We start from the raw sequence: 10,621 nt of genomic DNA, 5'->3' as shown, positions 1-10,621 counted from the left end.
TTTATTTGCGGAAGTGGCTCAGCGGTAGAGCATCGCCTTGCCAAGGCGAGGGTCGCGGGTTCGATTCCCGTCTTCCGCTCCAATTTTGTGGCGCCATAGCCAAGTGGTAAGGCAGAGCTCTGCAAAAGCTCTACCCCCAGTTCGAGTCTGGGTGGCGCCTCCATCTTATCTAACGTGTGCCCTTAGCTCAGCTGGATAGAGCATTTGACTACGAATCAAAAGGTCAGGAGTTCGAATCTCTTAGGGCACGCCATTTTATCTCCATTTAAAATGAAGTTTGATTCCTCTGCCTCTTGAATATATAGAGTGAAGAGGAAATTTTATATGTGCTGGTGTGGCGGAATGGCAGACGCGGCGGACTCAAAATCCGCTTCCGGAGACGGAGTGGGGGTTCGAGTCCCTTCACCAGCATTCCAAAAGGCTTGTAGAATCGCTTATGCGGTTCTGCAAGCCTTTTTCTTTCGCATCCATGAAAAGAAGCATTAAAGGTTGGAACTCAGCCAAAGCCGGAGATCTTCCCGAATTTCTTTCCGATTCCATTCTTGTATAGCCTCATGACGGACATCGGGGTAAAGATTCATCGTGACGTTTCTCATCCCGGCATCCAAAAAAGCTTGGAACGTACGTTCAACGCCTTTGCCATACTGGCCGACCGGATCATCGGCGCCGGAAAAGAAGTATACAGGCATCGTTTTGTTCATTTTAGCCAGATGCATTTGATTTTGGATGTAGGGAATTCCGGTTGCAATCAAGCTGCTGAAAAACCCGACGGAAGGGATGAATCCGCAATACGGGTCCGCCATATAACGGTCAACATTGCCTTCATCTACCGAAAGCCAGTCATGACGGGTTCGATTGGGCTTGAATTTCTTGTTGTAGGAACCGAAAATGATTTTGTTCAACAGCTCGGAGCGGGCATGCTCACCTCTCAGCATCATCTCAAGCCGAATCAAGGTTTGGCCTGCCGCCAACGCAAAAGCAGGATTCCAGGCTGTCCCGCTCAAAATGCAAGCCTGCCATAAGTCCGGAGCATCGATCAGGCAGGTTCTCGCAAGAAAAGAGCCCATGCTATGACCGAATAATAGGAGTTGCAGTTCCGGAAACCGATCCTTCGCATGAAGCGCTATTCGCTGAAGGTCCATGGATGCCTCCTGCCATCCTCCCGAGGCCGGCATATGGCCTAACCCGCCTGCTGCTGCAGACCGACCATGTCCGATGTGGTCATGGCCGATAAGGATGTATCCGTCATGGGCCATCTCCCTTGCAAAAGAGCCATACCTTCCGACGTGTTCGGCCATGCCATGGCTTAATTGAATGATGCCTCTAGCTGTCCCGGACGGGCGCCATTCCATTACATGGAGCCGTTTGGGTTTTGTTGCGGAATCAATGAAATAGGAATCATGCTCGACGGTGGACTCCATAGCTGCACCCCTTGCCTGGATATAGCCCTTCTTCATTACTAGTATATACCTGTATCCCTCAAATATGGACCTCTGAATTCGACCGTTTCAGGCTTGTCTTAAGCAGGTCGCAATCCTTCCCAATTCCAGGACGGAGACCCTCCCCGACCTGAGTCCAGGTACAGAAACGTTCGCAAGTCCGTTTTGAACTTTGCCGGGATGGCCTAAAATAAGGACATAAGCAAGAGAGCATATTCGCGAATCGAAAGGCGGTGGCAATCAGAGATGAAACGCAATTCAACGGTAGGCATCATTTTGGTTGTGGCGGGCGCATTGCTGGCCATGAAATTTCTCGGTTTAGGTCATTTGATCAGCTGGGCCGTATCCTTGATCTTCCCTCTTATTGTTCTGGGACTTGGAGTCATCGGCTGGAGGAACGGCAACCGGATCGTAGGCGGAGTTCTTCTCTTCGTAGGAGCCATCTGGCTGCTTGGAAAATTAACGCCTCTGATCATGCTGCTGTTCGCAGTGGGACTGATCGTATGGGGAGTCTCCCTCTTTAAAGGAAAAAGGCTTCATTAACGAAAGAAAGAAAAACGAACGAAAGAAAAACGAAAGAAAGAGAGCAACCGGCTAGAGGAGGACAAATATGAGTATTATCCGCAGGGTCAGAGACATAACGATCGCAACGCTGAACGAGCACCTGGAGAAAGCGGAAGATCCGGTACGGCTGATCGATCAGTTCCTGTGGTCGACACGGGAAGAGATCATTCAATCGGAGCGTCTGTATCAGCAGTATTCTTCCCATAACCAGCAATTGAAAATGCAATGGCTCACCGCTGAGCAGCAGAAGGAAAAGCGGGAGCAGCAAGCCGTTACCGCACTCAAAGCCGGTGAAGAGCAGCTGGCCCGCATAGCCCTTCATGAGAAAGCATCCGCAGAGGAACGCGCCCGGCAGTATCGCGATCTGTACGAGCAAGGCCGCCAGAGCGTGGAAGACCTGGAAAGAAATCTTCAGGAGATGAGAAGCGAGTACCAGATCGTGTATGACAAGCGAGAGTACTATTCGGCCCGTATGGAATCCTTGAAGCTGCAGCAGCGTATGAACGCCCGTTACTCAGGAGCCGTATCCGGCCAGCCCGGCGGCAAACCTGACGGCATGTTCCGCAGGCTTGACGACCGGATCACGGATATGGAGCACGAAGCCCGCAGCCTCAGGGATCTTCGCAGCGAAGGTACCGCAGGTCATGGTGGAAACTCTTCCTACCAATCGGCGGTAGAAATGGAATTGGAACAGCTGAAGAGAAAGCTGGGACAAGGAGGAACCTAACATCATGAAGCAATTATATCGCTCCAGACGCAAAAAAGTTCTGTTCGGATTATGCGGCGGGCTGTCGGATTACTTCAATGTAGATGCCAATCTGCTTCGTATTCTGACGATCATCCTTGCCGTCTGCACTAGCGGCGCAGCCATTGTCATCTATATCCTGGCGGCGCTGGTCATTCCGAAGGAGCATGACTATAACCAGTTTCCTCCAGGAAACTTCGGGTCTTATCAGAATGGACGGGGCGGCGACTTCTACGGAGGACACAACGATCCGGGCCGCCCCGGATTCGGCCAAGGCGCAGGAGGCGGCCAGCATGGCGGCCCTTACCGCAACCCTCCGCAATACCAGGAAGGTCCGACAACGGCAGGATGGCAGTCCGACAGCAACCGCCAGGCAGACTTGGACAAGATGATGGATGACCTGGAGAAGAAAGCTCTGCGCAACGAGCTGGAAGAACTGAAAGCCAAACTTTCGAAGTATGAGAAGGGAGAATAACAACATGGGTATTTTCAAACGCCTGAAAGATATTACAAAAGCTTCAATGCACGAGGCGCTGGATAAAATGGAAGATCCGGTCGTTATGCTGAACCAGTACCTCCGCGACATGGAGCAGGAAATCCACCAGGCCGAGGTTACGGTAGCCAAGCAAATGGCCAACGAGCGCCGCATGCAGCAGCGCTTCGACGAAGCGGCAAGAAGCGCCTCGGATCGTGACAGCAAAGCGGAAACGGCGCTTCGTTCCGGCCAAGAGGATCTTGCCCGCAAGCTTTTGGAAGAGAAGCTGTATTTCGAGGAGAAGGTGCAAGAATATAGCCAGCTTCATCTGGAAGCGAAGAGCCAAGCAGACGAGCTGAAGCAGCAGCTGTACGGCATGAAGGACGAGTATTACCAGCTCCGCAATAAACGCAACGAGCTGGCCGCCCGTGCTCAAATGGCCAAGGCGAAAAAGCAGATGTCTCAGGCTTCCGCCAATGTCGGCTCCCTTGATACAGGCACTGCATCCCGCGGATTCGGACGCATGGAAGAGAAAATTATGCAGATGGAAGCCGAAGCCGATGTTCTCCGCAGACCTTACGGAAGCGGCTATAAAGCGGAGGGAGCTGCCTCCATCCGTCCGGAGAATCAGCTGAAGGTAGAAGAACAGCTGCAGCAGCTCAAAAACAAGCTGAATCCTCCTCAGGCAGCTGCTGCACAAGAAGACGCAGCGAATTAATTAAGCTTTGCTTTCGCAAGCCTCGGACATGGCGGCGCAGCCGCCGGGTTCCGAGGCTTGTTTGCTTGCGGCGGAGGAACGCTTGAACCGTTGACGACGGAAAGGTAAAGTAGAGAGAGAAAGAAGGGGGAGTATCACTGTGGCTGCCAAAAAGCCTCCAGGAAAGGGTCAGGGACCTACAAAGAAAAACGTTCTTGAAACGGTACTGTGGCTGCTTATCATTCTTGGACTGCTGCTCATCGTGCTGCAAGGAACCGGATATGTCGAATTCTTTGCCATACAAGGAAAAGGGGCCTTATACGGGCTGGCGGTCATCGCGGCTGCGCTCGCCGGGGCTGTGCTGAACAGCTACCTCCAGACGTCCAAGCTTAGGGAAGCTCTCCGCAAGCTGAATCAGCAGCAGAGCAGGCGCAAATCGATTACCATTCCGCATTCTCCCGAAGGAGAGGGAGCACGTCCGGAAGAAACCGAGGAGCAGGAGGAGTGGCGGGAGCAGGTCAAGTTCACCGCTGTCATCGAAGAGCGGCAGCGCCTGGCTCGCGAACTCCATGACGCCGTAAGCCAGCAGCTGTTCGCCATATCCATGACCGCAACGGCGGTAAGCCGGACGATCGAGAAGGATTGGGAGCGCGCACGCAGGCAGGTGCAGCTGATCGAGGAGATGGCGGCCGTGGCCCAATCCGAAATGAGAGCGCTTCTGCTGCATTTGCGTCCCGTTCATTTGGATGGCAAAAACTTGGCCCAGGCGCTCGAACGGCTGGTTGGAGAGCTGAAAGCGAAAGTCCCGATGGACATCACGGTTGATGTGGATTCGACCATTCTGTTCCGCCCCAGCGCCGAGGACCATTTGTTCCGGATTGCGCAAGAGGCGTTGTCCAACGCCCTGCGCCATGCCAAGGCCAGCAAGATGGTCATGAGGCTGGAGCGGGATGGAGCCAAAGCCAAGCTGAGCTTTGCCGATAATGGCGTCGGCTTCGATCTGGAAGAAAAGAAACAGGCCTCCTATGGCTTGCTGACGATGGAAGAACGGATTCATGAGCTTGGCGGCAACATACAAATTCATACGGCTCCGGGCGAAGGAACGGCCATTGAAATGTGGCTTCCCCTGGAAGACGGAAAGGGCGGATTCTAACCATGAGCATGCCGGAACGAATGGAGCGCGACAGCGGAATGGCAAGGCCCATCAAGGTGCTGCTTGTAGACGACCATGAGATGGTTCGGATCGGTCTTGCAGCGGTTCTCGATACGGAGGAAGGCATCGAGGTTGTGGGAGAGGCCGGCAACGGTGCCGAAGGAATCAGGCTGGCTACCGCCTATGCCCCGGATGTCGTGCTGATGGATCTGGTCATGGAAGAAATGGACGGAGTCGAAACGACCCGGAGGCTGATGGAGATCATGCCGGAATGCAAGGTCATCGTGCTTACAAGCTATCTCGATGACAGCAAGATGTACCCCGTCATTGAAGCGGGAGCGTTCAGCTACCTGCTCAAAACTTCCCGGGCAAGCGAAATCGCCGAAGCGATTCGCGCTGCGGCAAGAGGACAATCCGTGCTGGAATCCCAGGTGGCAGCCAAAATGATGAGCAGGCTCCGTCAACCCAAGCAGCCGGTCCAGAAACCGCCTCATGAAGATCTTACCGAGCGGGAAATGGACGTGCTCATGCTGGTCGCGCAGGGCTTGTCCAACCAGGATATTGCCGACAAGCTGTTCATCAGCATCAAGACGGTCAAATTCCATGTGACCAATGTGCTCAACAAGCTCGGCGTAGAGGACCGCACGCAGGCGGCTATATATGCGCACAAGCATGATTTGGCCGTGGATTGAGAATTCACCGCGAAGCACGGAAGAGATTCAAGCCAAGCAGCTGAATGAAGACACCTGACGATGAATCATATCATCGAGAACCCCGTCCTCGTTATAGGTTCCCGCCGAAGGCAGATGGGCATGATCGATAAGGGATGACGCAGGCTGCGCTTCGAATGAGGCGAGCAGCTGATCGGCGTAAGGAAGCAGTCCTTCCGACGAGAACAAGGCTCGAAGCACCGCATCGGGGCGGTTCTCAAGCTGCTGGTTGAGGGCGACGGGGTTGACCCTCCATTCCCCTTGCCTGTTCATGTCCAATCCGGCTTGACGTGCGGCAGGATGGGATCGCATGGAGCGCAGGTCGGTCTCGATGGAAGGATTGAGGCCAGGTCTGCAGCGGAAATAAAGCAGCTCCAGATCGTTCCATCGTTCTGCGAGCTCGTATACGGTATCGGCCAGTCCCGAGAGATCAATACCTGCCGTTCCGTCGCTCAGCAGCTGCTGGCGCCGGCGGCGCATGTCCTGGATAAGCGGATGCAGCCGGCTCGCAGCCTGGAGCCAGGATGCAGTCAGGCGAAAGTCGGAGACGAACCGGGTTGTCATGCCATCCATGCCATAGTCGGACAGGCTGGGATCTACCCGCTCTCGAGCGGCTGGGGCAACGGGGACGGTCGGCGCTACTTTTTCCACATGGAAGATGCGGTTCATTCGACGCAAAGGACCTATCATCAGGAAGCCTCCCTCAGGCTGGAATTGAAATCCATTACCCCTATAAGGTGCATAGAGAAACAGCCTGCCGAAGCTTCCTGTCCCGGAAACGTCGGCGGGCTGTTCAACTATCGCCGGATGGTCAGATCAGCAGCAGCAGAAAGGCGAGGAAAGCGAGGTCAACGCCGACCGCAGCGCCGTACCCGTATCCATATGGACCTCTGCCTCCATAGAACCCAGGGCCGTAAGGACCTGCTCCGGGGCCGTATGGATAAGCCTGAGTGTGGGCTTCCTGCTCCAGAACTTGCTCCTGCACGGGTTTGGATGCTTTGGATTTTTTCGCTTTGCCCTTTGCCGGCTTCCCTAAAATCCCGATTCCTTGCTGCTGGCGCTTATGATGCTCTTCGCCGCCGTTCAGATAAATCCGCCCGCCATGGCAAGCGGTGAGAATACCCATATGGCGTGTACCGTCCTTGAGAATGGCGCACACCGGCATTCCGCAGAAACGCTGGACATGTTCTTCGTGCAAGGGCCGAATAGGTTCCATTTTCTGTTGTTCATCCTTTCTGGTTTTCCTTGATGGATGGAATGATGCATTATATTCACCTACGGGCTGATGCGTATGGTCAAATACCCAGTCAACGGGCCAAGGGAATGGAGGGACTATGATGAGCAATCCGCGATCCAAACAAAGCGCAGGCGTTATGCTGGCCTTCCTTGCGCTGGCCGTTCTCGTTACAATTTATACAGCCGGGGGCAAAGGCTCCATCGGCTGGAGCGTGCCGGCATCGAAAAAGCCGGACGTTCAGATGTCTTCCGCAACCGGCGAGGATATGGAGAAGCTGTGGAACTGGGCCGACGGCGAGCTGGGAGGCGGCTCCAGGGCGGCCTCCTGGCATTTGCGCTGGAGCGTGGAAGGAGTGACGTCGGATCAAGCGGCCAAGACCGCGGAAGCGCTAGGCATGACCGCTGACGCGAAAGACCTTGCCGGCGGGAAGGATGAAAACAAAACCAGCGGGGGCATCCTATGGGAAGCGGTGCGTACCACTGCGAACGGCACGCTTAAAATGCAGCTGCTCGGCACGGATCAAAAGAACAGGGATGCGGCGCGGCAAGCCGTCATGACCTACCACGCTCCGCCGGCAGCGGAGCTTCAAGCTATCTTGAATGAAATGATCGAGGTCAATGCCGCTCTGACCGAGACGGGCACGGGCGGCAAGCGGATGATGAGCATCAAGCTTTACGGCAAGGCTATTCGGGTCGGCGCCGCTGGCCGCATCGCGCAAAAGGCGGCAGGAGTCGTTCTGGATGAGTATAAGGATTCCCAAACGATTGTCCGGACGTACAGCTCCCCTGCAGTGGCGGGAGCTATGCGGCTTGGAGAAGGCAAGGAAGGGAGCCGCTCCGCCAATATCCAGCTGGCGGAGCATGGCGGAGGCGATGCGGACTTCGCGGCGGAGATCACGGCCGGCATTCCGCTCATTACGGGAGACCTCTCGGAGAGCGGGGCAGAGGGAACGTGAAGGCCCCATGAAGATTGGCCGCCATGAATGGCGATTCCCGCAACGTTATGATACACTACATACCATATCAAGCTGATGCATCCAAAATTTATGACGAAAGAATGAGGGAACATGAACTACTCTAGCAAACAGGAATCATCGGCCGCTGAAGGCGCGGTCTATTATCTGTTCGGAGCCACGGGCGATCTGGCGCGGAGGAAGCTGTTCCCGGCGCTGTTCTCCTTATATAAAGAAGGCAAGCTGGCAGAGAATTTCGCGGTTGTCGGACTCGCCCGCCGTCCGCGGGACAATGAGCAGTTCCGCCAGGACGTATACGAGTCCATCATGGAGTTTTGCCGGTACAAGCCGACCGATGTCGAGGTATGGCAGAAGTTTGCCGACCACTTCGTCTACAAGCCGCTCGATATCCATAACGTCGATGGCTTCCGGGAGCTGAACCAGCTCTCCTCGGAGCTCGACGAGAAGTTCGGCATCGAAGGCAACCGGCTTTTCTATCTTGCTCTCGCTCCGGAGCTGTTCGGTCCGGTGTCGTTCAACCTTCGCGACGGAGGCCTGCTGGAATCCAAGGGATGGCACAAGCTCGTCATCGAGAAGCCGTTCGGCTATGATTTGGAATCGGCCCGCGAGCTGAACGGACAGATCAGCCAAGTGTTCAAGGAAGAAGAGGTCTACCGGATCGATCACTACCTCGGCAAGGAAATGGTCCAGAACATCCAGGTTCTGCGTTTTGCCAACCAGCTGTTCGAACCGCTCTGGAACAAGGATCATATCGCCAACGTCCAGATTACGCTGTCCGAAACGGTCGGCGTAGAGGAGCGGGGCGGTTATTACGACAATTCCGGCGCGCTTCGGGATATGGGGCAGAACCATATTCTGCAGATGATTACGATGATTGCCATGGAGCCCCCGGGACGGCTGCATCCGGAAAGTCTCCGCGACGAGAAGGTCAAGGTTCTGCGCTCCCTTCGCCAGTATGCGTCAAGCGAGGAAGTCCGTGATAATGTCGTGCGGGCGCAGTACTCCTCCGGTCAATCCAAAGGCAAGGAGCTTCCGGGCTACCGCCAGGAAGACAGCGTGAATCCGGAATCCAAGACGGAGACGTATTTTGCCGCCAAAGTGCTTGTGGACAACTTCCGCTGGGCCGGAGTTCCGTTCTTCATCCGCACGGGCAAGCGGCTGCCGGTCAAGACGACCGAGATCGTCATCGAGTTCAAAAACGTTCCGGACAACGTCCTGTTCGCCAAGCGGCATAAGCTGGGTCCGAACCTGCTCGTCATCCGCGTCAATCCGACGGAGGGCATCTACCTGAAGATCAACGCCAAGAAGCCGGGAGCGGACAACGAGGTTCAGCCTGTCGCCATGGAGTTCTGCCAAAGCTGCCAGGTCGGCATCAACACGCCGGAAGCTTATGAGCTGCTGATCTACGATGCGGCGCGCGGAGATTCGACGTACTTCACCCGCTGGGATGAGGTTGCGGCAGCGTGGACGTTCGTGGACCGCATAGCGGCTGCCTGGAGAGAATCCGGAGAGGATCTGCTTTCCTATCCAGCGGGATCCTGGGGACCGGAAGCTACGGATGAGCTCCTTCACAAAGAAGGCTTCTTCTGGTGGCCGGTCAACGGCCAAGCGGAAGACAACGTCATCTGGATCAGCGGCGGAGCGCAGTAAGGGGGCGTCTGTCAGAGAGGCGGATGCAATCAAGCTTGCTTCTCTCAAAGGGGGATGCGATCAATGCTTGCATCTCCCAGAGTGGGAATTCGATCAATACTTGCTTCTCTCAGAGGCGGACTCGATCAAATCTGCTTCTCTCCGAGGAGGATTGCGATCAAGCTTGCGCTTCTTGAGGGCGTGCCGATGCATGCGCCACTCGAGCGTCGACTTAACCGCCTGGAAAATTAACTAAGTATGGAACCCATAAGCTTCAACATCAATCCTGTCCGGCTACGGACAGGATTGAAGCGTTATTTGACGAGAGGACGGAATGAAGCATGTTTAAAATCTACGATATTTCCATGCCCATTCATTCAGATATGGCGGTATGGGCCAATGTCGAGGCCAAAAAGCCGGAGATCCGCAATATTGCGCCATTCGCCCAGGGAGGCGTGTATGAATCGGAGCTGCGGATGAATCTGCATACCGGCACGCATGTGGATGCGCCGATGCATATGCTCGAGGATGGAGCGGGAATCGAGACAATAGGGCTGGAAGAGCTGGCGGGAACGGCCCGCGTCGTCGATCTTACCCATGTATCCGATTCCATCACGAGGGCGGACTTGGAGCCTCTTGGGCTTGTGCGAGGCGATTGGGTCCTTTTCAAGACGGCCAATTCGTTCAGCAGCCGGTTCGAGGATGATTTTATTTACTTGCGCGAAGACGGCGCACGGTATTTAATTGAAGTAGGGGTTCGCGGCATCGGTACGGACGGTCTCGGAATCGAGCGTTCGCAGCCTGACTATCCGACCCATCGCCCGCTCTTCCGCAATAATATCGTTATCGTGGAGGGACTGAGGCTGGCGGATGTGTCGGCCGGAACCTACTTCATGGTCGTAGCCCCGCTCAAGCTGAGCGGAGTCGAGGCGTCGCCGGCCCGGGCGATCCTCATCGGCAGGCCGTAGGAGCGACAGCATGCAACCGATTTGATCCCGC

General features: G+C 55.3%; 12 protein-coding genes and 4 tRNA genes. 13 read left to right on the top strand and 3 right to left on the bottom strand.

Features of this window, described 5'->3' with window-relative positions; all coding sequences use genetic code 11:
- Positions 1-7: 7 nt before the first annotated feature.
- The 4 genes from PHU01S_RS20665 to PHU01S_RS20650 all read left to right on the top strand — a co-directional run bounded on the left by PHU01S_RS20665 (position 8) and on the right by PHU01S_RS20650 (position 411).
- Positions 8-82, top strand: a tRNA-Gly gene (locus PHU01S_RS20665).
- A 7-nt stretch (positions 83-89) separates the two neighbouring features.
- Positions 90-163: transfer RNA gene (locus PHU01S_RS20660), tRNA-Cys, on the top strand.
- 13 nt (positions 164-176) lie between these two features.
- Positions 177-253, top strand: a tRNA-Arg gene (locus PHU01S_RS20655).
- 75 nt (positions 254-328) lie between these two features.
- Positions 329-411, top strand: a tRNA-Leu gene (locus PHU01S_RS20650).
- Positions 412-482: 71 nt separating this feature from the next.
- Here the strand turns inward: PHU01S_RS20650 and PHU01S_RS20645 are convergent.
- A complete protein-coding gene (locus tag PHU01S_RS20645; RefSeq protein WP_127509650.1) occupies positions 483-1,457 on the bottom strand; it encodes an alpha/beta fold hydrolase in 975 nt (324 codons plus the stop codon).
- Positions 1,458-1,685: 228 nt separating this feature from the next.
- Here PHU01S_RS20645 and PHU01S_RS20640 point away from each other — a divergent pair, with 228 nt between their 5' ends.
- The 6 genes from PHU01S_RS20640 to PHU01S_RS20615 all read left to right on the top strand — a co-directional run bounded on the left by PHU01S_RS20640 (position 1,686) and on the right by PHU01S_RS20615 (position 5,765).
- Positions 1,686-1,982 carry a LiaF transmembrane domain-containing protein gene (locus PHU01S_RS20640; protein WP_021879193.1) on the top strand — a complete coding sequence of 99 codons (297 nt, stop codon included), beginning with the start codon at positions 1,686-1,688 and terminating at the stop codon, positions 1,980-1,982.
- Between the two features lie 67 nt (positions 1,983-2,049).
- Positions 2,050-2,730, top strand: coding sequence for a PspA/IM30 family protein (locus PHU01S_RS20635; protein WP_127509646.1), 681 nt, complete (start codon positions 2,050-2,052; stop codon positions 2,728-2,730).
- A 4-nt stretch (positions 2,731-2,734) separates the two neighbouring features.
- Positions 2,735-3,223 carry a PspC domain-containing protein gene (locus PHU01S_RS20630; protein ID WP_049869309.1) on the top strand — a complete coding sequence of 163 codons (489 nt, stop codon included), beginning with the start codon at positions 2,735-2,737 and terminating at the stop codon, positions 3,221-3,223.
- A gap of 4 nt (positions 3,224-3,227) precedes the next feature.
- A complete protein-coding gene (locus tag PHU01S_RS20625) occupies positions 3,228-3,941 on the top strand; it encodes a PspA/IM30 family protein (protein ID WP_048745076.1) in 714 nt (237 codons plus the stop codon).
- 139 nt (positions 3,942-4,080) lie between these two features.
- Positions 4,081-5,073 carry a sensor histidine kinase gene (locus tag PHU01S_RS20620; RefSeq protein ID WP_048745075.1) on the top strand — a complete coding sequence of 331 codons (993 nt, stop codon included), beginning with the start codon at positions 4,081-4,083 and terminating at the stop codon, positions 5,071-5,073.
- A 38-nt stretch (positions 5,074-5,111) separates the two neighbouring features.
- On the top strand, positions 5,112-5,765 hold the full coding sequence (locus PHU01S_RS20615) for a response regulator (protein ID WP_373864551.1): 654 nt from the start codon (positions 5,112-5,114) through the stop codon (positions 5,763-5,765).
- A 27-nt stretch (positions 5,766-5,792) separates the two neighbouring features.
- On the opposite strand, the gene PHU01S_RS20610 is transcribed toward PHU01S_RS20615, so the two are convergent.
- Together PHU01S_RS20610 and PHU01S_RS20605 are read right to left on the bottom strand one after the other, a co-directional pair.
- Positions 5,793-6,473 (bottom strand): hypothetical protein, encoded by a 681-nt coding sequence (locus tag PHU01S_RS20610; RefSeq protein WP_164763139.1) that lies wholly within the window; start codon positions 6,471-6,473, stop codon positions 5,793-5,795.
- 121 nt (positions 6,474-6,594) lie between these two features.
- Entirely contained in the window at positions 6,595-6,981 is a 387-nt protein-coding gene (locus PHU01S_RS20605) for a hypothetical protein (protein WP_127509640.1), read from the bottom strand.
- Positions 6,982-7,117: 136 nt separating this feature from the next.
- On the opposite strand from PHU01S_RS20605, the gene PHU01S_RS20600 reads away from it, so the two are divergent.
- The 3 genes from PHU01S_RS20600 to PHU01S_RS20590 all read left to right on the top strand — a co-directional run bounded on the left by PHU01S_RS20600 (position 7,118) and on the right by PHU01S_RS20590 (position 10,590).
- Complete coding sequence (locus PHU01S_RS20600) at positions 7,118-7,975, top strand: hypothetical protein (RefSeq protein ID WP_164763137.1); 858 nt, start codon at positions 7,118-7,120, stop codon at positions 7,973-7,975.
- 111 nt (positions 7,976-8,086) lie between these two features.
- Positions 8,087-9,643 (top strand): glucose-6-phosphate dehydrogenase, encoded by a 1,557-nt coding sequence (gene zwf, locus PHU01S_RS20595; protein WP_021879184.1) that lies wholly within the window; start codon positions 8,087-8,089, stop codon positions 9,641-9,643.
- Positions 9,644-9,963: 320 nt separating this feature from the next.
- On the top strand, positions 9,964-10,590 hold the full coding sequence (locus PHU01S_RS20590) for a cyclase family protein (protein WP_127509634.1): 627 nt from the start codon (positions 9,964-9,966) through the stop codon (positions 10,588-10,590).
- Positions 10,591-10,621 lie beyond the last annotated feature (31 nt).

The organism is Paenibacillus humicus NBRC 102415 (genome assembly GCF_004000905.1).
Taxonomy (GTDB): Bacteria; Bacillota; Bacilli; order Paenibacillales; family Paenibacillaceae; genus Paenibacillus_O; species Paenibacillus_O humicus.
Note: the sequence above shows the minus strand (reverse complement) of the source record. Positions and strands in the feature narration are given on the sequence as shown.